Consider the following 21,153-nt stretch of genomic DNA (forward strand, 5'->3'; position numbering starts at 1 on the left):
GCAGGCAGACCGGGATCCGGTAGTGGAGTTACCCTATCAGTGTATTTTGTTGATGTAAATCAATCATGCATGAATTGTTGTATTTTTCCCCCAAGGGCCGGTATATTGGAGTGACGCTGTGCCACCTGATGCTGCGATACTTCGCTGCAGCCGGCCATCTCGGATACGGACCTTAAGGAATCAGTTGTGCTGAAGAACGGAAAATCCAAAAAGTTGCCGCTCTATATCCAGATAGGCGAGCTGCTGCATCGCGAGATCGCCGCAGGCCACTGGCAGCCCGGCGAGCGTCTGCCGATCGAATCGCAGCTGGCGTCGAGCCTGAATGTGGCCGTGGGCACACTGCGCAAGGCGCTGGCCAAACTTGAGGCCGATGGCCTGCTGGAACGCCGCCAGGGCTCGGGAACCTACGTCAAGCGCGCCCCCACCGGAACCGCGATCTATCAGTTCTTTCATCTGGAACTCCTTGGCGGCGGCGGTGTGCCCCGTGCCGATACCCTGGCAGTATCCATGCGCCAGGAGCCCGAGGTGGCGCAACAGCTGGAGATGAACTATCTCGAGGCGAAGTTGTGGTCCATTCGGCGCAAGCGCTACCTGAATACTCAGCTGGTGGCGGCCGAGGAGATCTGGATTGATTATCGTCACAGCGACAGTCTGGTGGCGGAGGATCTGCACGAATCCCTCTATATGCATTACCGCGAAGTATTCGGTTTCTGGATTGGCCGGGTGGAGGATCGCATCGATTGTGTTGAGGCGCCGGATTGGGTTGCCGAGCTGCTCGGTGTCGAGGTGGGCAGCACCCTGGTAAGGGTTGAGCGCAAGGGCTGGTCCAACAATAACCAGGTTGAGGAATTTTCCCGTACTTGGTTTGACCCACTGAAGTGCCGTTATTTTGCACGCTGGTCCTGAGGTTAACGGCCTCTAACGGGCGCCAAATTCATCCATAAATGATCTATCACTGATGCGATGGACCAGGCAAGGCTGCCAGGGAGGGGCTTGCCGGTAGCCGCATTTGGCTATGGGCTTTTGTTCTGTTTGTTTCCAGTAATAATAAAACTAGAGAGTGAATACATATGAGCACGGTCGTCAGGTACGGTATTTTGGGTTGCGGCATGATGGGGCAGGAGCATCTGCGTAATCTGGCTCTGATCGAGGGCGCGCAGGTGGTGGCGATTGCCGAACCAGATGCGCACATGAAGCAGCAGGCAGCGCTTCTTGCACCCGGCGCCCTGATGCTGGACACCCTTGATGAACTGTTGCAGGTGCAGGGGCTGGATGCCCTGGTGGTGGTGACGCCCAACTACCAGCACGCCGAACAGTTGCTGGCGATCCTGCAACGCACGGACCTGGCCGTACTGATCGAAAAGCCCGTGATAACCCAGCTCGAGCAGGTCGCGGCGGTCAAGCAAGCGGCCGATCGTCACCCGGCGCCGCTTTGGGTGGCCATGGAATACCGCTACATGCCGCCAATCACGGCGCTGCGCAAGCATCTGGAGCAGGGCGATGTCGGCGAGATGCAGATGCTCAGCGTGCGGGAACACCGCTTCCCGTTCCTGGAAAAGGTCAACGACTGGAATCGTTTCAACCGCAACACCGGCGGCACCCTGGTGGAAAAATGCTGCCATTTCTTCGACCTGATGCGCCTGCTGGCGGCGGACGAGGTAGTGCGGGTCTATGCCTCAGCCGGCCAGGACAACAACCACCTGGATGAAGCCTACCGCGGCGAGCGCCCCGATATTCTCGACAATGCCTATGTGGTGGTGGATTTTGCCAGTGGCAAGCGCTCCATGCTGGAACTCAATATGTTTGCCGAAGGCTCACGCTACCAGGAAGAGATCTGCGCTGTGGGCCCCAAAGGCAAGCTGGAGTGCTTTGTGCCGGGGCCGGGACGTTTCTGGCCTGAGGCGACCCTGGGGCCTGCGCCTGTAGCGCGGGTGGTGCTCAGCCCGCGGGAGCCCAAGGGCCCCATCGAGGCCGAGATCCCGGTGGATCCGAATATTCTGGCCGCCGGAGATCACAACGGCTCCACCTATTACCAGCATCTGGGCTTCTACCGCGCCCTGACCGAGGGCGGCAAGGTGGATGTGACCGTTGATGATGGCCTCAAGGCGGTGGTGATTGGTCTGGCGGCGCAGCATTCAGCGGCCACCGGCAAGGCCGTGACCCTGACCAAGGGCGGGCTGTCCTTCGAGTACTAAGGGGTATTTTTGTCTTCGCGTACAGGCAGGCGCCAGTGCCTGCCTGTACGGCTTTATGGCCCGGATAATCTCCGGGATTTTTGTTTTTACAGGGAATTAAATTTTCATTTAATTTCTTTAAAAACAAATATTTATATTTAATTATCTATATAAATTAAAAAATTCATTCACAATTGATTTACTTATAGTTTCTGCGTTGTTAGTGTTGCCTATATAGATTCATACATGATTGATTTATACCGGCCGGGTGCCGTATCTGGCCGTATCAAACCCTAATCACCAACAACAAGAGTCATAATCATGAGCATCAGTTTTTCCAGCGTCGAGGGTCAGAAGCAGGTCAATGGGCTCGCCTTTCCCTTGGTCGTTACGCCCTGTGATGATGCCGCGGCACGGCAGCCGGAAGCGGCCAATGCCTGGGTACATCAGAACCGTGCCGAGCTGCACAAGCTGTTGATCCGCCACGGTGCGCTGCTGTTGCGGGGGTTCGCGGTACCTGACCAGCAGGCGTTTGAAGACATGCTGAACGCCACCGACTACCAGAACATGCCCTATATCGGCGGTGCGGCACCGCGCAGCCAGGTCACCAGCTCGCGCATTGTTACAGCGAATGAATCACCGGCATCGGAAACCATTCCGTTTCACCATGAAATGGCCCAGGTACCCACGCCGCCGGGTTATATCTTCTTCTATTGCGATGTGGCATCCGAGGAAGGCGGGGCGACGTCCATTCTGCATTCCGGCGAGATATTCAGCAAAATCGAAAAGTTCGCACCGGAGTTTGCACAGAAAATTGAACAGCAGGGCGTGCGCTATGTGCGCGTGATGCCCGCTGTAACCGATACAGAATCCGCCATTGGCCGTTCCTGGAAAGAGACCTTCAATGTCAGCACTGTGGCGCAAGCTGAAGAGCAAATGGGTGAAGCCGGCATGAACTGGGAGTGGCTGGCCGATGGCAGCGTGCGTACCCAGACAGCAGTGCTGGATGCGGTGCGTTTTGATGAGGAAACCGGGCAGAAGGTGTTTTTCAATTCCATAGTCGCGGTTTACACCGGCTGGAATGATGCCCGCAACGACGGCAGGACTGCCGTGGTAACGGCCGATGGCGAACCTATGGATGCTGCGGTGATTGATGAGGTCGTGCGCCAGATGGATGAATCCTGCGTCAACTTCAAATGGCAGCATGGTGATGTGCTCTGCCTCAACAACCACACAGTGTTGCACGCGCGTCAGCCGTTCAGGGGCGAGCGCCGTATCCTGGCCTCCATTTCATTCAAATAGCTCCCGGATGCTACCGGGCTGAAACGCCTGGGCTTGCCGCTAAAGTTGTAGCGATCACCCACCTAAGTCCAAGGGTCTGGAGCCAGGGGGCGGGGCATAATGGCGTTATCTGCAGCGGGGGCCAGCTAGCCCTCGCACGGCAGAGATGGTGGGAATGTCGGCAGATTCTGTTGAACGGCATTCCCAAAGCTCCGTCATCCTGTCTTGTTGCACTCTCTGCTCCGACTGTTGATTATTTTCCCCGCCAGGTCCAGCCTGGCGGGGATTTTTTTTATGGCGCTGCTGGTCGGTGGCAACATATTGCTGTTTATTTCCGCCCCGGCCTCCATCGCCTTAAGGTAGGCTTAAGTTTGAGCTGCGAACCTGCGGCCTTTACACGGATGGGCGTCCATGGATCTGCTGCTGATTGAAGATGATGAACTGCTCGGGCGTGGCATTGCCCAGGCGCTCGGGCAAAGTTACAGAGTCCAGTGGATCCGGGATGGCCGCCGGGGACTGTCGGCGCTGCTGGATCTGAAACCCGATCTGGTGGTGCTGGACCTGACCCTGCCGGAACTCGATGGGCTAGAGGTGTTGCGTGAGGCCCGGCGCCAGCAGGTCGAAGTGCCCATCCTTATCCTGACGGCGCGCGATGCGCTGGATGATCGCATTGCCGGTCTCGACGCCGGGGCTGATGATTATCTGCTAAAGCCCTTTTCGCTGGATGAGCTTGAGGCGCGCCTGCGGGCGCTGTTTCGCCGAGCCCAGGGGCGGGCGGAGGAGTGTGTGCGTTACCATGACCTTGAAGTGGACACCCGCAAACGCCAGTTGCGTCTCAACGGCGAGCCGCTGACCCTGGGGCGGCGCGAGTACGCCTTGCTGTTGCGCCTGCTAGATGCCCAGGGGCAGGTGCTGACCCGCCGCAAGCTCGAAGAACATCTCTATGGCCTGGATGATGAGCTCGAAAGCAATGCGCTGGAAGTGCATGTGCATAATCTGCGCAAGAAGATCGGCAAGGACCTTATCCGCACGGTACGCGGGGTGGGCTATATGATGGACAAGGCCTGATGCGTTCAATCCGGGGCTTTTTGATGCTCATGCTGGTGCTGTTACTGAGCGTCAGCGCAGCGATCACGATTTTCTGGACCCGGCTGCATACCAGTCATGAGGTTGAAGAGGTGTTCGATGCCTCGCTGGCTCAGGCGTCCAAGGTCATGCACGGACTGGTGGTTGATCACCTGGAGCGGCATACGCTGAACGAACTCCAGTCGTCGGTCTATCTGGCGCATATTGCCGATGGACAGAACGCCGATGATCTGGCTACGGGCACGGCCGATGATCCCGGTCACCCCTATGAATATCAGGTCGGTTTTCAGGTGTGGCGGTTCGACGGCACCTTACTGCTGAGTTCACCGCCACAATTTCCACTCCAGATGCCGGTGGCGCCCGGCTTTGAGCTGATCGGCGAGCCTGATCAGCCCTGGCGCAGCTACAGTCTGCGGGACCCGCACAACCAGGTCTGGATTCGCGCCGGGCACCAGATGAGCTTTCGCCACGAGCTGACCGATCAGGTCGCGAACCGGGTGCTGGTGCCGACCCTGGTGGTATTGCCGTTGCTGCTGTTGCTGCTCAGCCTCAGTATTCGCCGCGGTCTTAAACCGCTGGATGGGATCAGTCATGAACTCAATAATCGCCGCAGTGATGACCTTCAGCCGTTGCAACACAACGGTCTGCCCGCTGAACTGGTGCCGGTGGTCGCGGCACTGAACGGGCTTTTCGAGCGGGTCGGCGCCGTGCTGGAGCGGGAACGGCGCTTTACCGCCGACGCGGCCCACGAACTGCGTACCCCCCTGGCCGCACTGCGCATACACCTTGAGAAGCTGCGTCTCGCACCGCAGCAGACCGCCGACCTGGTTCGCGGCATCGGGCGCATGGAAAGGGTGGTTGAACAGCTGCTGATGCTGGCGCGTATCGAACCCCGGCGGGGACAGTTACCGCGCAAGCCGCTCCAGCTGTCGCCGCTGTGTTGCGACCTGGTGGCGCAGATGTATCCGCTGGCGCTGGCCCGCAATCTGCAGATCGAACTGGAGGATGATCCTTCGCTGCAGGTGTCCGGCGATGAAACCCTGCTGGTGATCATGCTGCGTAATCTGATCGAGAACGGTATCCGCTATACCCGCGACGGGGATACGCTGCTGCTGCGTCTGTCAGCGCGGGACGGACAGGCGGACATTGCCGTTATTGATCATGGTCCGGGCCTTGATGAAGAGGCCCGGCAGCTGGTACTGGGGCGCTTTTACCGACAACACAGAGCCCCCGGTGATGGCGCCGGGCTCGGCCTTTCGATCGCCGCCCTGATTGTCGAGTTGCACGAGGGGCAGCTGGTGCTGGAAGACACGCCGGGCGGCGGGCTCACAGTGCGTGTTCGCTTGCCGTTGCTTGAACAGGCCGTTTTTTAACTACATGCATAAGTTTGCTTTAAGGTTCATAGTCAATAATCAGCTCTCCTTAAACGCACTGCGGATACGTTCAAGATGAAGCACATACTATTAGTACCCTTGTTATTGCTCGGCGCGACCCAGGCCATGGCAGATCCTGTCTGCACCGATGCGGCCCGCGATACCTGGATACCGGCTGACCAGATGCAACAAAACATCATAAATCAGGGCTACAGTATCAAGAAATTCAAGGAAACCCGGACCGGCTGCTACGAAATCTACGGCTATGACAGCGAAAAGCACCGGGTCGAAATTTACTTTAACCCGGTCAGCGGGGACATCGTGAAAAAGGAGATTGACGACTGATGAACACGCCAGCGCCTGAAACCAAAGTGATCTGGGACCCTGTGATCAGAGTGTTTCACTGGAGTCTGGCGCTGGCCTTTGTGCTGGATTATGCCGTACTCGAAGAGGGTGAAACCGCCCACGAGTGGGCAGGGTATTACTGCCTGGCCATTATGCTGGTACGGGTTATCTGGGGATTCGTCGGCCCGCGTAACGCCCGCTTCGCTGATTTCATGCCCACCAAAGCCGGAGTCAGGCATCATCTTGGCCTGCTTCGCCAGGGGCAGGTAGAGGTGCACGATGGCCACAACCCGGCGGGCGGGCTCATGGTGCTGGCACTGATGGCGGGGGTGACGCTCACGGGCCTGAGTGGCTGGATGCTGGAACTTGATCTTTTCTGGGGCGAGGACTGGGCCAAGGGAATACATGAACTCTTTGCCAATCTCACCATGACACTGGTGCTGGTGCATGTGACAGCCGTAGTGTTTTTCAGCTGGTACGGGCCGGATAACCTGATCTACAACATGCTCACCGGACGGCGGCGACGCTGAATGGTCTGTCCGAAAAGCCCCGCCTGGCGGGGCTTTTTACTGATAGCTCAAGGTACTAAACCGACAGAAAGGAACTGAGGAAGGCACGGGTTCGTTCATGCTCCGGCTGATTGAAAATCTGCTCCGGCGGGCCTTCTTCAACCACCTTGCCGGCATCGAAAAAGCAGACCCGGTCGCTGATTTCGCGGGCGAAATACATTTCGTGGGTCACCAGAATCATGGTGAAGGCATCTTCGGCGGCAAGCTTGCGTATGACTTCAAGCACTTCATCCACCAGTTCCGGATCCAGTGCCGAGGTGATTTCGTCCAGCAGCAGGATGCTCGGTTTCATGGCCAGCGCCCGGGCGATGCCAACACGTTGCTTCTGGCCACCGGACAGTTCGCTCGGGAAGGCATCGGCCTTGTCCTCCAGGCCCACCAGACGCAGCAGTTCCAGGGCCTGGGCCCTGGCGGTCTCCTTTGACTGGCCCAGTACATGCATCGGCGCCTCGGTGATATTGCGCAGCACCGTCATGTGCGGAAACAGGTTGAAGTGCTGGAATACCATCCCGAGCTGGCCGCGCATGCGGTGCAGGTGGCGTTCATTGGCCGGCTGCCAGGCCCCGTTTTTCTGCATGTGCCACAGGGATTCGCCCTGTACTCGCACCATGCCGGCGTCTATGGTTTCCAGTGTCATGAGGATGCGCAGCAAGGTTGACTTGCCGGATCCGCTGGAACCGATAATCGACACAATCTCATTCTGCTTGATTTTGAGATCGAAATTCTCAAACAGCAGGTTGTCACCAAAGCGCTTGGTGACCTTGTCAAATTCGATGGCATAGTCGGTCATGAGAGGGTGAATCCTTCTTTCGGAAAGCGGCGTTCGGCCAGGCGGATACCGGTACTGGCCGCGAGGCTCAGCACCAGATAGATCAGGCCCACCAGGGTAAAGGGTTCGAGGTAGCGGAAGTTCTCGGACCCCATGATTTTGGCCAGCTGCAGCATCTCCAGCAGGGTAATGGCCGACAGCTGCGGCGTTTCCTTGAACATGGCGATTATGTAGTTGCCGCTGGCCGGAATCATCGAACGCAATGCCTGGGGCAGTATCACATCGCGGTAGGTGCGATAGGGAGACAGGTTGAGCGCTATCGAGGCTTCCCACTGGCCCTTGCCGACACCGTCGATCCCGCTTCGAAACACTTCCGACAGGTAGGCGCCATAGTGCATGCCCAGCGCGATCACGCCGGTCATCATCGGCGACATATTCAGACCCCATTCGGGGGCCACGTAATAAAGAAAATAGATCTGTACCAGCAGGGGCGTGCTGCGCACGAACTCCATCCACCAGTAGGCGCTGTAAGACACTGTTTTCCAGCGGCTGCGACGCAGCAGCGCCAGCAGCAGGCCCATTACAATGGCCAGCATGCTGCCAAGCAGGGTTGCCTGCAGCGTGATCAGGCAGGCATCGAGCAGCAGTGGCAGCACTTCCCAGGCAAAAGCCCAGTCCCAGTCAAACTCTATCAAAGCAGAACCTCCGTGCTCTGTGCGCCGTCAATGATGTTCAGCCGCGGTCGTCTGATCATGTCAGGCCTCCACGATCCATGCCTTTGCCGAGGCGCTTTTCCAGCGCCCGCAGGCCCAGGTTCAGCGCCTGGGCCATGAGGAAGTAGAACACCAGCACCAGGCCGAATATCTGTTCGACCTGCAGTGTCATGTCGGCCAGTGATTTGGCCCGGTAGGTCAGGTCGGCGATGGTGATCAGGCTGACCAGCGAGGTTGCCTTGACCAGTTCGATCGCCAGATTGCCAAAGGGGGGCATCATGCCGACGAGGGCCTGGGGCATTATGATGCGCCACAGGCGCTGGCGCGGCTTAAAGTTAAGCGCAATCGCCGCTTCTGTCTGGCCTTTATCGACCGACAGCAGGCCGCCGCGAACCACTTCGGACCCATAGGCGCCGATGTTGAGTCCCAGCGCCACGACACCCGCGGTAACGGCATCGATGCTGAGGCCGAACAGGGGCAGCACAAAGTAGATCCAGTAGAGCTGGATCAGGGCGGAGGTGCCGCGGAAAAATTCTACATAGATGGCGGCAAGCCAGCGCAGCGAGCGGCGTTCGCTCATCCGCATCAGGCCGGCGGTGAATGCCATCAGGGTCGCCAGCGGCAGCGCCATGACCACGATCTTCATCGTGATGACGGCACCACCCATCAAGGCGCTCAGTATTTCGGTAACAGGCATCTGTCGTGTTCCTTACCAGACATGGCGTGGCTTTGTGTGGCGCAGATCCCATTTAAGGCCGTGCAACGCGTGACGGGGGCTATCGTTCCGGCAGTGGGCCAGTCAGTTGCATTCCACACGAATGCTAGCGCCCCCTGAACGGGGCGCTGTGTTTGCGCACGGGGCCTGACGGGGGTTAGTTGCCGGGGCTGCGGCTAGCCGCCGCCAGATGTGCGACCTGCCGCTGGGCCATCATTCAGGGCTGGCACAGCTGTGCGGTGGTGACATCACCCGGCAGCGTATGGGCGCCAAAGCCGTAGGGTTCCACCAGAGCCAGATGCTCTTCACTGCCGATAAAGTCGGCCAGTTGCGCGTTGAATGCGTCACGCAGACCTTCGTCACCGGGACGGAAACCGAAACCGCCGTAGCCATTGACCTTCTTGCCGTCGATGACCAGGTCCTCGAAGGGCTGGGCCAGTTCTACGTCGTCACTTTTCTTGCCAAGCTCTGCCATGGTCAGCACGGTACCGGCCAGTGCATCAACGCGGCCAGACTTGAGGGCTGCGACACCACTGGGGTAGTCCGGCAGGGTGACAATCTGATCGAGCGCTATGCCAAAGTCCTTGGCATAACCGAACTCAACCGCACCGGCCATGACGCCGAGCTTAAGATCCGGTTGGGTCTTGATGTCGTTGTAGCCTTTGAGCGCCAGGGGATTGCCGGTTTTTACCAGAAAGCCTTCGCCTATGGTGTAGGTCGGGTTGGAAAACAGGATCTGTTCGCAACGCTTGGGGTTGATATACATGCCGGCGGCAATAACATCGAAACGTCCGGCCTTAAGACCGGGGATCAGCGAGCCGAACTCGGTGACCAGCACCTCGACATTATCGATACCCAGTGCCTTGAGTGTATGCAGTGCTATTTCAGGCGCCTCGCCCTTGGCTTCTCCGTCCGACGACAGGTAGCCATAGGGAATTTCGTTGGCCACTGCCAGTGTCAGCTTGCCCGATGCCTTGGCGTCATCCAGGGTATCGGCCAGGCCCAGCGTGCTGACCAAACTCAGTAGTAGCGCGGTCAATGTGCGTTTCATGCAACTCTCCATAGCATTTTTGACTGAGCTTTCTATCTTAGGGAAGGTAAATATATTTCGCAAACCGATATATAAATAATATTTAATGTTCAATAAGATAGGGGTTTTTTGTCATTTTTCCTATTTAATCAGGCAATATTGTTTTGTAATGCGATGAAAAATCCTGGCCCATGCTGCACATGGGTCTATGCAACTGCCAGCGGTCGCTGCACAGACGGTGGACCGGTCGTGGTCGGGGGAATCGGTCGGGGAAATAGTTGAGGGGAAGGGGTGTGGGAATGGCCGGCGGGGATTGTTCGGGCAAACAGTAGGCGTGGTTTGTCGGCCCGGGGCAAGCCCGGGGCCTGGCGGAGACCTCGGGTTCAGTCGGATCACGCAAGCGCTTTGGTGCGCCTTTAACCGGCCGCTGATCAACGGCCTGCGCTGCGACCGCGTTACAACAGCTTTGCTAGCCCAGCTGATCAATCACTATGGCATTGGAATAGACCAGGGCATTGTCGCTGACGCGGTGCCCAACCAGGAAGAATTGTCCGCGGTCGCGGTGGCGGTAGACGTGGAACTTGCAGTCTTTCAGGGCGCCGCATTCGGGCGGGATTTCCAGTTCCAGGCCATCCAGCTCCGTATCGATGTCCAGTTCCAGCTTGTCATTGCTGTCACTGAGCTGATCCTCGGCGGCGGCAAGTTTCAGGTGCATATCGGGGGTGACTCTGAACGAAACCAGGCCCAGGGGGGCAGACTTTTCGGCCCCTTCAGTTTTGTACCAGGCTTCGACATTGAACTTGTTCATACGGGATCTCCCTTGTTTGCATGAGCAGCGGCCAGAAAAACAGCCGCCAGTGATGGTTGAAGCACTGGCGCAACAGACGGGGGAAACCCGAGCGCCGCGGCCTGATTTCCATTCAAGTATAGCGGCGCCGCAGGCGGGGATCAGATCTGCATCAGTACCGATTTGACTTCGGTGTAGTGATGGATGACTTCGGCCCCCATTTCACGGCCAAGGCCGGACTGCTTGTAACCGCCAAAGGGCAGGGCAGGATCCAGCGCTGTGTGGCAGTTCACCCAGACGCTGCCGGACTTGATGCGCGGAATCATGCGGTGCACCGCCGACAGATCATTGGACCAGATGCTGGCACCCAGGCCATAGGGACTGTCGTTGGCCATGCGTACCACTTCATCGATATTGTCGAACGGCATCGCCACCAGTACAGGCCCGAAGATCTCTTCCTGTACCAGCGGCGAGCGATGATCCACATCGGCGATCACCGTCGGCGTGACAAAGAAGCCAGGCCCGCTCAGACGGCCACCGGCGGCGATGCTGGCACCGCTCTCGCGACCCTGCTCTATATAACCAAAGACACGTTGCTGCTGTTTGGCTGAGACCAGCGGCCCCATCTGTACGTTCGGGTCCATACCGTTGCCCAGGCGAATGCCGTTGGCGATACCGCTGATATCAGCCACCACATTGTCGAAGTGCTTGCGGTGCACATACAGGCGCGATCCTGCACAGCACACCTGGCCCTGGTTGAAGAAGATCGCATTGGCGGCACCCTGGGCGGCGCCGGCCAGATCCGCATCCGGCAGTACGATGGTGGGGGACTTTCCGCCCAGCTCCAGGGTGACGCGGGTCATGGTATCCATGGCGGCCTTGCCGATCATCTTGCCCACAGGGGTAGAGCCGGTAAAGGTCAGCTTGTCGATATCCGGATGACCCGACAGGGCCGCGCCCGCATCCTGGCCGAGGCCTGTCACGACGTTCAGCACCCCCGGCGGATAGCCCGCTTCCAGTGCAAGTTCTGCCAGTTTCAGTGCCGTGAGCGGTGTGTCTTCGGCCGGTTTGAGCACGATGGTGCAACCGGTGGCCAGCGCCGGGGCAATTTTCCAGATGGCCAGCAGCAGCGGGAAGTTCCAGGCGACGATAGCGCCCACCACGCCCAGGGGCTCGCGCCTTGTGTAGCCGTGGAACTTCCCGTCGGGCATAAATGGCATTGAAACATCGACGCTGCTGCCTTCGATCTTGGTGGCCCAGCCGGCCATATAGCGCATGAAGTTGATACCCAGCTGAATATCCACCGCCCGGGCGATGCCGACACTCTTGCCGTTGTCGATGCACTCAAGTTCGGCCAGCATGTCGGCGTTTTTTTCCACCAGGTCGGAGAAACGCCACAGCAGCAGTTCACGCTGGGCAGCTTTCATGCGGCTCCAGGCCGAGTCTTCAAAGGTGCGCCTTGCACAGGTGACGGCACTGTCGACATCGGCCTTGCTGGCGGCTGCGACGCTGGTAATCAGCTTTCCAGTGGCAGGGTTGATAACGTCGATACGCTGGCCATCGCTCGATTCAGGGCGCAGGTCGCCGATGAGAAGTTGGTGGGACTGATCGATAAAGGCCGCTGTATCGGCACGCAGGGTGTAGGGGCTCATTGCACTTAACCTTTTGTTGTTGTGGATGGTTGTTTCGTGGTGGCGCTGGGTATTGTCGTGGCGTCAGTTGTCCGCTGACGGTGGGCCCGCTCACGCTAGTCCCATCGACTATCGCAACAGCCATGCCAGACTTAGATCTATGATCTATCTTTATGTTTTTAAAGGACTAATTATCTATAGCCAGGTGTCAGGCGGTGGCGGTTTCCCCGTTGTGATTGTCGCAATTTGAGACGGGCGTACACATTTGATGCATCACCAAGCGCAAAGGCCGGTGTCATGGGGATGGCGCCGCTGTATCAGTTTTCAACAGTTGTCGCGGATCTAGACAGTTGGATAGGGCCTCCGGTGGGTGCTTTTAACGGCTTTAATTACTTAACTCTATGAAATATAAAACCTTATGTGTTGTGGCACGGAGAATGCTTTTGTTATTCGCAAAGGAAGAGCCCGCGTCTTTGGGTCTGTTCCAGTGCTTCTGCATGACCACGCAAATAAAGGAGGTCTGACCTTGAATAAAAATTATGCATGTCTGCACCTGAGGTGGCGCCTGCTGCCCATGGCTGTTGCCCTGGCCTGTACGCCGGCGCTGGCGGCCACTGATGCCCAGCAGATCATGGGCCAAACCTGCGCCGCCTGTCATACGGCGGAACCCGATGGCAACTGGAGCCGTATCAGTCACCAGCGCAAGACGCCTGAAGGCTGGCTGATGTCCATTGCCCGCATGCAGGTGATGCATGGCCTGAAAATCAGCGACGAGGATCGCCGTACCCTGGTGAAGTATCTGGCAGATAGCCAGGGTCTCGCCCCCAGCGAAACAACCGGCGTGCGCTATGCGCTGGAGCGTCGTCTTAATACCATGGAAAGCTTCGAGTCCGACGCCTTTACCCAGACCTGCGCGCGCTGCCACTCGGGCGCCCGTGTCGCACTGCAGCGCCGGCCCGCAGCAGAATGGGAGCATCTGGTGCACTTTCACCTCGGTCAGTGGCCCACCACCGAATACCAGGCTCAGGGCCGTGACCGTGACTGGCTGAATCTTGCGCTGGACAATATAGTGCCGCAGCTGGCAGCGGAGTACGGCCTGGAGTCCGAGGCCTGGACGCAGTGGCAGGCCAGCGCCAAGACCGATCCGATAGGGCAATGGCGTCTGGCCGGGCAAGTACCGGGGCGGGGCGAAATCAATGGCGTGCTGAGCGTGACCCCCAGCGGTGACGACCTCTATGAGGTGCAGCTCGAGGGTCACTATAGCGATGGCACCGCCCTTGCCGGCAAAGGTCAGGCTATCGTCTATACCGGCTATGAATGGCGCGCCGAAATCGATGTCGACGGTGTCGCCATGCGCCAGGTGTTTGCGCTCGATGGCAACCGTATCAGCGGGCGCATGTTTGAAACCGGCCACGATGAAGTGGGCTTTGATATTCGCGGCGCCCGCCTTGGCGGCGATCAGCCAGCACTGCTGGCCGTGCAGCCCGGCTACCTGAAAGCAGGCTCCCGGGCGGAACTGACGCTGGTGGGTACAGGCCTGGACGGTGCTATTGATCTGGGCGAGGGCGTGCAGATTGAGGACGTATTGGAACGCAGCGCCGACAGCATTCGTGTGCGTGTCCGTGCCGCCGACAATGCCACGGGCCTGCGCAGCGTGCGGGTTGGCAAGAGCGAGCCGGTAACACTGAGTCTGTACGACAGCATCGGCAGTATCCGCGTATTACCCGACTATAGTGTGTCCCGCATTGGTGGCAATGGCAGCTCGACCCCCCGGGTTTATGGCCTGTTTGATGCCGAGGCCTGGGCCGCTGGCAAGGATGCCATCGCCGGCACAGAGGATGACTACCGTATCGGTATAGTGCCGGCCAGCTGGTCCGTGGAGCCCTTCGATGAGCGTGCCGCAGAGGATGAAGATACCCGCTTTGCCGGCGTGATCGACGCTGTTACCGGTCGCTTTACACCGGGTGCCGCCGGGCCCAACCCCGAGCGGCGCATGAGCACCAATAACGCCGGCAACCTCAAGGTCGTGGCGAAGGTTGAAGACGGGGGGCAGACCCTGAGTGGCAGCGCACAGATGATCGTGACGGTGCAGCGCTGGAACAATCCGCCGATTCCGTGATAACGCAATCGGCCAGCAGACGCGAATCCGCACCATTAACCTCGGCTAGAGGATGCACCCATGGGCGCACGATTTAATCTCGTTGAACGTAATTTGCATGAAGTGCAGGTCGGCGACGACCGCATGCTGTTTCATATACCCACCAGTTCGCTGTTTGCCCTTGATGGCGCCTGCGGCGACATTATCGACCTGCTGCGCCAGCAGGCGCAGTTGCCCTCCGAGCTGATCGGTCAGCTGGGCGGGCGTTATCCGGAGCAGGATATCAGCGATACCCTGCGCGAACTCAAGGCGCTGGAACTGATCAATGATGGCTTGCCGCTGACCGATGAAATCGGCACCCGCCGCGTGGATCAGTTTCCGCTGACCACGGTGGTGCTGAACGTCAATACCGGCTGCAACCTCAGCTGCACCTACTGCTACAAGGAAGATCTGGATACGCCTTCTGCCGGCAAGCGCATGAGCTTCGAGACGGCAAAGGACTCGGTCGAGATGCTGCTGCGCGAATCGCCGGACGAGAAGCGCTACACAGTGGTGTTCTTCGGTGGCGAGCCGCTGAGCAACAGGCCCCTGATCGAGCAGGTGGTGGATTACTGCGAAACCCGCTTTGCGAGCTTGGGCAAGGCGGTGGATTTTGTCATGACCACCAACGCAACCCTGTTGAACGAAGACATCATTGACTGGCTCAACGCCCATCGCTTCGGCCTGTCGGTGAGCATCGATGGCCCCAAGGCGATTCACGACAAGAACCGCATTACCGTGGGCGGCAATGGCACCTACGATGTGGTGCGGCGCAAGGTCGAGTGGCTGCTCAAGCGCTACGATTCCCGCCCCGTGGGTGCCCGTGTCACCCTGACCCGCGGCATCACCGATGTGGAGCAGATCTGGGATCACCTGTTCAATGAACTGGGTTTCGCAGAGGTCGGCTTTGCCCCGGTGACGTCGGGGGACATCAGCGATTTCAATCTCAGTGGCGAGGAGCTGATTGAGGTGTTCGCCAGCATGAAACGCCTGGGGGCACGCTATCTGGAGGCGGCGCTGGAGCATCGCAATATCGGCTTTTCCAACCTGCACCAGCTGATTACCGATATCCATGAAGGCCACAAGAAAGCGCTGCCCTGCGGTGCCGGCCTGAAAATGCTGGCGGTGGACCACCAGGGCGAGCTGAACCTGTGTCACCGCTTCACCGGCTCCACTTTGCCAACCTTTGGCAATGTGCGCGACGGCGTACAGCATGCCCAGCTGGGCGATTTTCTGTCGCAGCGGCTGGATCGCACCGATACCGGCTGCCATGACTGCCGCATCCGCAATCTGTGTTCAGGCGGCTGTTACCACGAAAGCTATGCCCGCTATGGTGATCCGGCCCATCCCACCTATCACTACTGTGATCTGATGCGCGACTGGGTGGATTTCGGCATTCAGGTCTACAGCCGGATCATGGCGGCCAATCCCGCCTTTATCGATCATTACATCACGCCGCGCCAGGCCCACTGAGCCCTGTGCCACGGCGCTCCCGTGAGGGACGCCGGCAACGGAGAACCTATATGAAACACTTGCGAGCAATCAACAACAAAGCGCAACTGCTGACCGATGCGGTGGACGATGACGCCGTTGAAGACGTCATGGCCATGAGCTCCCTGGCGGGCTGTACCGCCACCACGGACCCGGGCTGGGAGATCGATGCCTTCGGCTCGGTGACGTCCCTGTGCCAGCCCATGGAGTCCGACCTCTATGGCTGTGCCGATCCCTGCTGGTGGCCTGCCCAGGTGCCGGACATGATGAATACCTATCCCGACTGGAACAAGGACGCCATGAATTCCAAGGAAGACTGGCGCAACCTGGGAACCGTGTTCCCCAAAGACAAATAACAGGCGGACGGAGCAGAATACCCATGAAAAAACAGCTGATGCACCGCGCCGCCACCTTAGGCGCAACGGCTCTGCTTGCGGGCCTGACGGCTTACAGCCCAAGCGGCGTGGCCGCAGGACCGGCGCTGGAGGAGGGCCATGAATACATGGTCGTCGCCAACTACCCCAATAACCTGCATGTGCTGGATCTGGCCACGGACAGGATCTACAAGAGCTGCGAGATGCCGGATGATTTTGGCCCCGGCGCCATTCAGATGGCACCGGATCGCCAGACCGCCTACGTGCTCAATAATCACTACGAGGATATCTACGGCGTTAACCTCGATACCTGCGAACTGGTATTCCATGCCGCCATGTCCCAGGCGGCCAATGAGCGTACCAAGTCGATCTTTGCCTTTGCCATCAGCCCTGCGGGGGATGAGATCTACGCGGTGCAGAACCCGACGCTGCTGCACCGTGATCATTATCGCGTGCAGCAGCCGCGCCTGGCGGTATACAGGGCTGATGCAGGCCTGGATGCCAAACCGGTGCGCACCTTTGCAGCGCCGCGTCAGATCACCGTCATGCAGGCCGGAGCAGATGGCAGCCTGTATATGGCCGGTGCCGATATCTACAAGGTGGACGTCGCGACCGGTGAGCGTACCACGGCCATCGCCAGTCGCAACTGGACCCGGCCCAATTATGCCCAGCCGGATGTGCTGAGTGTCTGGCCGATCCAGACGGCGACGCGGGATTTCACCATTCTCTACACCACGGCAAGGTTCCAGGATGAAACCCAGAATCCTGATACCGCCGACTGGCTCTGGGGTTACATGAACGTGAACCTGGAAACCGGTGCCACCGAAACCGTCGATTTCGGTCCCATTACCGAGGTCTATTTCACCGGTACGCGCTCGCCCAAAGATCCCAACCTGATGTTTGGCGTGCTTAACCGCCTGGCCAAATATGATATTGAGAAGCAGGAGCTGATCAAGGCGGCGGAGCTGGATCATTCCTATTACTGCATAGCCTTGAACCACGACGGTAGCAAAGTCTATCTGGGTGGCACCTTCAACGATGTCGCCATCTATGATGCCGACACTCTGGAGAAGGTCGGCAATATTGAATTGCCGGGCGGTGATATGGCCATCTCCACGGCACAGGTGTTTATGCACTGACCCAGGCAACGGTTTATCGCAGGTCTGGCAACCGGCCCCGGCACTTCGCCGGGGCCGGTTTTGTGTGTGATGACGCCTGTGGTAAATTCGATCCACGTCTGTAAAGCCGTCAGTCGGCTCTGTGCACCTATTCAGCCAGCGGCATTTTGCTGATTAGCTACAAGACCAACGTACCGATAAGAATAACCTACCTATAAAAAGAACGAGGCGCCCTGATGCAGCCGAAACTCCATCCAACGCTGGTCGACGATCCACAGCAGGGTATCCGTATTGCGCGCAACCGCCTGCTTGAGTGCGGTGAGGTGCCGGCCGGTCTGCTGCGAGGTGAAATCGAGGCCTCCTGGCGGCGCAGTGTCGGGGCGGGGCTTAGTCTGCTGGGGCCCTTTGATGCCGATACCCGGGTAGCGGGCCTGCACGAATTGCTGGAAACCCACCAGGACCTGATCCAGCTGTCAGCACCTGAAATGGAGCAGCTGAGTCGCCAGATCGGGGACTCGGGTGTAGTGGTGCTGGCCAACGCCGATGCGACCATTCTCAGCACCGAGGGTTGTCGCGAGAAATCACTGCGCGAGCGCTTTGGCCTGGTGCCCGGTGCCTGCTGGAGCGAGCAGGCCCGCGGCACCAACGCTCTGGGTACGGCTATTGTCGATGCCAGGCCCACGCTGGTGAATTGCAGCGAACACTTTCTCGATTCGGTCACCCACTTTTCCTGTATCTCGGCGCCCATCTGCAGTGCCGATGGCCGTGTTGTCGCGGTGCTGGATATGACTCGTGAAGGCCAGCTGATTCAGCCCCAGGACAGTCTGGGAATTGTGCAACTCGCGGCCCAGAGTATCGAAAACAGGCTCTTTGTCAGCGCCTGCCAGGATGTGTTGCTGTTGTCTTTTCATACTCGGCGTCAGTATCTGGGCTCCGTCTGGCATGGGCTTTTGGCCATCAGCCTGGATGGCCGCATTCAGGCATTGAATGAGCAGGCCTGTCAGCTGCTGGGCGCCAGCCGCAGGCGCCTGGTGGGGCGGGCAGTGGAAGAGGTGCTGGGTGAGCCCCTGGAAACCCTGCTGTCGCTGCGTCTGCGTGACGGGGTCGGCAGCCTGCAAAGCCGTACCGGTGAGCTCTTCTGCGAGATGCTGCAGTTTCCCCGGGCCTTGCCGGGATTGCGCCAGCCCGCCTTTAACCGCACGCCGGCCGCCAGGCCCGCGGACCTGTCGCACCTGGCCGGCGACGATGCCCGCCTGGCACGGGCGTTGCGCATAGGGCCCAAGGCGCTGATGGCCGATGTGCCCATACTGCTCAATGGTGAAACCGGCACCGGCAAGGAAGTGATCGCAAGGGCGCTGCACGACCACAGCGCCCGAGCCGCCAAACCCTTTGTCGCGGTCAACTGTGCCGCCATTCCGGAGGGCCTGATTGAGTCCGAACTCTTTGGTTACCGTGAAGGCGCCTTTACCGGCTCGCGCAAGGGCGGCATGGTCGGGCGCTTTCAGCAGGCTAATGGTGGCACGCTCTTTCTGGATGAAATCGGCGACATGCCGGTGGCGCTGCAGGCGCGCCTGCTGCGGGTATTGCAGGAACGTTGCGTCGCCCCCCTGGGTGGTGGCGAGGAAATCAGCCTGGATATAGCGCTGATCTGTGCCACCCACCATGACCTCAAGCAACGGGTGCGTGACGGCGAGTTTCGCGAGGACCTGTTCTATCGCCTTAACGGAGTTGGCGTGCGTCTGCCGGCGCTGCGCGAACGCACTGATCTGGATACACTGACCGCCCAGCTGCTCAGTGGCCTGGGAGCCGCCGGCGTGACCCTGGATAACGAGGTAGAAGAGCTTTTCTCGGGCTACGCCTGGCCTGGCAATATCCGTCAGCTGGAAATGGTGCTGCGAACCGCGGTGGCCCTGCTCGAACCTGGCGAGCGTTGCATTGGTACCGATCATCTGAGCGATGATTTTCTGGATGATCTGCTGGCACCGCGTTCTTCGGCCGCGGGCAGCCTGAAAGAAAATGAACAGCTGCAGATACGTGAGGTGCTGGCCCGCCACCAGGGCAATATCTCCGCTGCTGCTGCTACCCTGGGCATCAGCCGCGCCACCCTCTATCGCAAGCTCAAGCAGCTCGAGGGGTAACAGGCCCGACCAAGTGCTGCAGTCCAAAAGAAAAATCCCGTGTCAGCCAGGCTGTCACGGGATTTTGTGTTATGTCGTTTCTGCAGCGCTCTGCGTCTGCAGCGAGCTACTGTTCGGCGGGAAGGTCAGGGCGCCGCGGGCGACAGGCTGTTTGCGCCCAGGGTGTTCCAGCCGCGATAGTCGTTCACGTTGTCGCGGGTGATAAGTTCGGGCGGGATAAGGATACGCTGCGCTTCGAGGGTTTCGCCGCGCAGCAGTTGCAGCCCGGTATCAACGGCGCGCTCGGCAATGCGCGCTGGAAACTGTGCGGCGCTGGCTTCCAGCAGGCTGGTGTCGGTTTTAAGCTGATCAAAGGCGGCGGGGGAGCCGTCGATACTGACGATAACAAAGTTGCTGCGCCCGGCCTGATGCGCGGCCTGTTCTGCGCCCAGCGCCGTGGGGTCATTGATCGTGAAGACGCCCTGGATTTCGGGGTAGGCGGTCATAAGCGCAGTCATTTTCTCAAGCCCGCCTTCGCGGGCGCCACCGCCATTTTCCGTGTCGGATAGCACTTCAATGCCGGCAAAGTCAGCCAGCGCATCGTAACAGCCCTGCACGCGCTCAATCACCGAGGACACCGCCGGGCCGTTGATGATCACCACCTTGCCGGCGCCGCCAATGCGCTGCGCCAGGTAGTCGCAGGCGAGGTTTCCGGCGACGCGGTTGTCGGTGGTAATGGTGACGTCGGCGCCGGCGGCCTCCACATCCACCGCGATGACCGGAATGCCGGCCTTGCGGGCGCGCTCTACGGCAGGCGCAATGCCGTCGCGATCCGCCGCCGACAGCAGTATTAGCTGCACGCCGTCACTGATAAAAGTATCGATCTGGCGTATCTGGCGGGGCAGATCATAGGCGCTGGATACCACCTGTACCCGTACCTGGTCGCCACCGATTTCCCGTGCGCGCCTTTCAGCACCCCGGGCGATTTCAACAAAGTAGGGGTTGCCCAGGTCAGATACCGAGATGCCGATGGAGGTGAGCGCAGTGGTTGCAGGCAGAGGGCTTGACTGGCCCTGCGCCTGTGTCTGGGCGCACAACAGCATCGCAGCGAGCATCGCCAGGGGTTTGAATGCGGGCATTTCGAGCTCCTGTGACTGATTGCTGTATTTGAACCCGGTTCTGTCGCGACATTCAACCACGCCGGACGGGCAAAGCGCAGTGCTATGACCACCCGTTGACGATTTTAATCCTGAGCCCGTAGCGACGGTGGCATCTCAGGGCCGTCATGGTTCCATTGTTATAGGAACCTATTGCTATAGGAAAGTACTGCTACAGGAATGCCATGCCCATTCAGCATGCCGTACCAGGTCTGGTACGCAAGGCTTGAAGGTCCGTCACCGCACCAGACAGGGGCAAATGCCGGAAAGTGGTTATTGGGCAGGG

General features: G+C 59.2%; 19 protein-coding genes. 12 read left to right on the forward strand and 7 right to left on the reverse strand.

The annotated features are described in order from the left end of the window. Positions 1-186 precede the first annotated feature (186 nt). The 7 genes from MRS74_RS03890 to MRS74_RS03920 all read left to right on the forward strand — a co-directional run bounded on the left by MRS74_RS03890 (position 187) and on the right by MRS74_RS03920 (position 6,789). Positions 187-906: a GntR family transcriptional regulator gene (locus tag MRS74_RS03890; protein WP_254578961.1), complete on the forward strand. Its 720-nt coding sequence runs from the start codon at positions 187-189 to the stop codon at positions 904-906. Between the two features lie 164 nt (positions 907-1,070). Further along, positions 1,071-2,195 (forward strand): Gfo/Idh/MocA family protein, encoded by a 1,125-nt coding sequence (locus MRS74_RS03895; protein ID WP_254578962.1) that lies wholly within the window; start codon positions 1,071-1,073, stop codon positions 2,193-2,195. Between the two features lie 300 nt (positions 2,196-2,495). Then, positions 2,496-3,476: a TauD/TfdA family dioxygenase gene (locus MRS74_RS03900; RefSeq protein ID WP_254578963.1), complete on the forward strand. Its 981-nt coding sequence runs from the start codon at positions 2,496-2,498 to the stop codon at positions 3,474-3,476. A 390-nt stretch (positions 3,477-3,866) separates the two neighbouring features. Continuing rightward, positions 3,867-4,523 carry a response regulator gene (locus tag MRS74_RS03905; protein WP_254578964.1) on the forward strand — a complete coding sequence of 219 codons (657 nt, stop codon included), beginning with the start codon at positions 3,867-3,869 and terminating at the stop codon, positions 4,521-4,523. Then, complete coding sequence (locus tag MRS74_RS03910) at positions 4,523-5,914, forward strand: ATP-binding protein (RefSeq protein ID WP_254578965.1); 1,392 nt, start codon at positions 4,523-4,525, stop codon at positions 5,912-5,914. The genes MRS74_RS03905 and MRS74_RS03910 overlap by 1 nt, the downstream gene beginning before the upstream one ends. 75 nt (positions 5,915-5,989) lie before the next feature. Then, positions 5,990-6,259: a PepSY domain-containing protein gene (locus MRS74_RS03915; protein ID WP_254578966.1), complete on the forward strand. Its 270-nt coding sequence runs from the start codon at positions 5,990-5,992 to the stop codon at positions 6,257-6,259. Then, entirely contained in the window at positions 6,259-6,789 is a 531-nt protein-coding gene (locus MRS74_RS03920) for a cytochrome b/b6 domain-containing protein (RefSeq protein WP_254578967.1), read from the forward strand. Before MRS74_RS03915 ends, MRS74_RS03920 begins: the two co-directional genes overlap by 1 nt. 55 nt (positions 6,790-6,844) lie before the next feature. Here the strand turns inward: MRS74_RS03920 and ehuA are convergent, their stop codons facing one another. The 6 genes from ehuA to MRS74_RS03950 all read right to left on the reverse strand — a co-directional run bounded on the left by ehuA (position 6,845) and on the right by MRS74_RS03950 (position 12,494). After that, a complete protein-coding gene (gene ehuA, locus MRS74_RS03925; protein ID WP_254578968.1) occupies positions 6,845-7,618 on the reverse strand; it encodes an ectoine/hydroxyectoine ABC transporter ATP-binding protein EhuA in 774 nt (257 codons plus the stop codon). Next, positions 7,615-8,292, reverse strand: coding sequence for an ectoine/hydroxyectoine ABC transporter permease subunit EhuD (ehuD, locus tag MRS74_RS03930; protein WP_254578969.1), 678 nt, complete (start codon positions 8,290-8,292; stop codon positions 7,615-7,617). The genes ehuA and ehuD overlap by 4 nt, the downstream gene beginning before the upstream one ends. 55 nt (positions 8,293-8,347) lie before the next feature. Then, on the reverse strand, positions 8,348-9,007 hold the full coding sequence (gene ehuC, locus MRS74_RS03935; RefSeq protein WP_254578970.1) for an ectoine/hydroxyectoine ABC transporter permease subunit EhuC: 660 nt from the start codon (positions 9,005-9,007) through the stop codon (positions 8,348-8,350). A 235-nt stretch (positions 9,008-9,242) separates the two neighbouring features. After that, on the reverse strand, positions 9,243-10,076 hold the full coding sequence (ehuB, locus tag MRS74_RS03940) for an ectoine/hydroxyectoine ABC transporter substrate-binding protein EhuB (RefSeq protein WP_254578971.1): 834 nt from the start codon (positions 10,074-10,076) through the stop codon (positions 9,243-9,245). A 448-nt stretch (positions 10,077-10,524) separates the two neighbouring features. Further along, positions 10,525-10,863, reverse strand: a complete 339-nt coding sequence (locus MRS74_RS03945; protein WP_254578972.1) for a hypothetical protein — start codon at positions 10,861-10,863, stop codon at positions 10,525-10,527. Between the two features lie 140 nt (positions 10,864-11,003). Then, positions 11,004-12,494 carry an aldehyde dehydrogenase family protein gene (locus MRS74_RS03950; RefSeq protein WP_254578973.1) on the reverse strand — a complete coding sequence of 497 codons (1,491 nt, stop codon included), beginning with the start codon at positions 12,492-12,494 and terminating at the stop codon, positions 11,004-11,006. 505 nt (positions 12,495-12,999) lie between these two features. Here MRS74_RS03950 and peaA point away from each other — a divergent pair. The 5 genes from peaA to MRS74_RS03975 all read left to right on the forward strand — a co-directional run bounded on the left by peaA (position 13,000) and on the right by MRS74_RS03975 (position 19,731). Beyond that, the gene (peaA, locus tag MRS74_RS03955; RefSeq protein WP_254578974.1) at positions 13,000-14,592 is read left to right on the forward strand and encodes a quinohemoprotein amine dehydrogenase subunit alpha; all 1,593 of its coding nucleotides are present in this window, start codon (positions 13,000-13,002) and stop codon (positions 14,590-14,592) included. Positions 14,593-14,652: 60 nt separating this feature from the next. Beyond that, positions 14,653-16,083: a quinohemoprotein amine dehydrogenase maturation protein gene (gene peaB, locus MRS74_RS03960; RefSeq protein WP_254578975.1), complete on the forward strand. Its 1,431-nt coding sequence runs from the start codon at positions 14,653-14,655 to the stop codon at positions 16,081-16,083. 50 nt (positions 16,084-16,133) lie between these two features. Next, positions 16,134-16,457, forward strand: coding sequence for a quinohemoprotein amine dehydrogenase subunit gamma (qhpC, locus tag MRS74_RS03965; protein WP_254578976.1), 324 nt, complete (start codon positions 16,134-16,136; stop codon positions 16,455-16,457). A gap of 23 nt (positions 16,458-16,480) precedes the next feature. Further along, complete coding sequence (gene peaD, locus MRS74_RS03970) at positions 16,481-17,614, forward strand: quinohemoprotein amine dehydrogenase subunit beta (protein WP_254578977.1); 1,134 nt, start codon at positions 16,481-16,483, stop codon at positions 17,612-17,614. A gap of 215 nt (positions 17,615-17,829) precedes the next feature. Further along, positions 17,830-19,731 carry a sigma-54-dependent Fis family transcriptional regulator gene (locus tag MRS74_RS03975; protein WP_254578978.1) on the forward strand — a complete coding sequence of 634 codons (1,902 nt, stop codon included), beginning with the start codon at positions 17,830-17,832 and terminating at the stop codon, positions 19,729-19,731. A gap of 125 nt (positions 19,732-19,856) precedes the next feature. Here the strand turns inward: MRS74_RS03975 and MRS74_RS03980 are convergent, their stop codons facing one another. Continuing rightward, on the reverse strand, positions 19,857-20,849 hold the full coding sequence (locus MRS74_RS03980) for an ABC transporter substrate-binding protein (RefSeq protein ID WP_254578979.1): 993 nt from the start codon (positions 20,847-20,849) through the stop codon (positions 19,857-19,859). Positions 20,850-21,153 lie beyond the last annotated feature (304 nt).

It is taken from the genome of Marinobacterium sedimentorum, from assembly GCF_024267675.1.
Lineage (GTDB): Bacteria > Pseudomonadota > Gammaproteobacteria > Pseudomonadales > Balneatricaceae > Marinobacterium_A > Marinobacterium_A sedimentorum.

Coding starts and splice junctions, on each gene's coding strand:
- MRS74_RS03895 (WP_254578962.1), top strand. CDS start 1,071: ATGAGCACGGTCGTCAGGTACGGTATTTTGGGTTGCGGCATGATGGGG.
- MRS74_RS03900 (WP_254578963.1), top strand. CDS start 2,496: ATGAGCATCAGTTTTTCCAGCGTCGAGGGTCAGAAGCAGGTCAATGGG.
- MRS74_RS03905 (WP_254578964.1), top strand. CDS start 3,867: ATGGATCTGCTGCTGATTGAAGATGATGAACTGCTCGGGCGTGGCATT.
- MRS74_RS03910 (WP_254578965.1), top strand. CDS start 4,523: ATGCGTTCAATCCGGGGCTTTTTGATGCTCATGCTGGTGCTGTTACTG.
- MRS74_RS03915 (WP_254578966.1), top strand. CDS start 5,990: ATGAAGCACATACTATTAGTACCCTTGTTATTGCTCGGCGCGACCCAG.
- MRS74_RS03920 (WP_254578967.1), top strand. CDS start 6,259: ATGAACACGCCAGCGCCTGAAACCAAAGTGATCTGGGACCCTGTGATC.
- ehuA (WP_254578968.1), bottom strand. CDS start 7,618: ATGACCGACTATGCCATCGAATTTGACAAGGTCACCAAGCGCTTTGGT.
- ehuC (WP_254578970.1), bottom strand. CDS start 9,007: ATGCCTGTTACCGAAATACTGAGCGCCTTGATGGGTGGTGCCGTCATC.
- ehuB (WP_254578971.1), bottom strand. CDS start 10,076: ATGAAACGCACATTGACCGCGCTACTACTGAGTTTGGTCAGCACGCTG.
- MRS74_RS03945 (WP_254578972.1), bottom strand. CDS start 10,863: ATGAACAAGTTCAATGTCGAAGCCTGGTACAAAACTGAAGGGGCCGAA.
- MRS74_RS03950 (WP_254578973.1), bottom strand. CDS start 12,494: ATGAGCCCCTACACCCTGCGTGCCGATACAGCGGCCTTTATCGATCAG.
- peaB (WP_254578975.1), top strand. CDS start 14,653: ATGGGCGCACGATTTAATCTCGTTGAACGTAATTTGCATGAAGTGCAG.
- qhpC (WP_254578976.1), top strand. CDS start 16,134: ATGAAACACTTGCGAGCAATCAACAACAAAGCGCAACTGCTGACCGAT.
- peaD (WP_254578977.1), top strand. CDS start 16,481: ATGAAAAAACAGCTGATGCACCGCGCCGCCACCTTAGGCGCAACGGCT.
- MRS74_RS03975 (WP_254578978.1), top strand. CDS start 17,830: ATGCAGCCGAAACTCCATCCAACGCTGGTCGACGATCCACAGCAGGGT.
- MRS74_RS03980 (WP_254578979.1), bottom strand. CDS start 20,849: ATGCCCGCATTCAAACCCCTGGCGATGCTCGCTGCGATGCTGTTGTGC.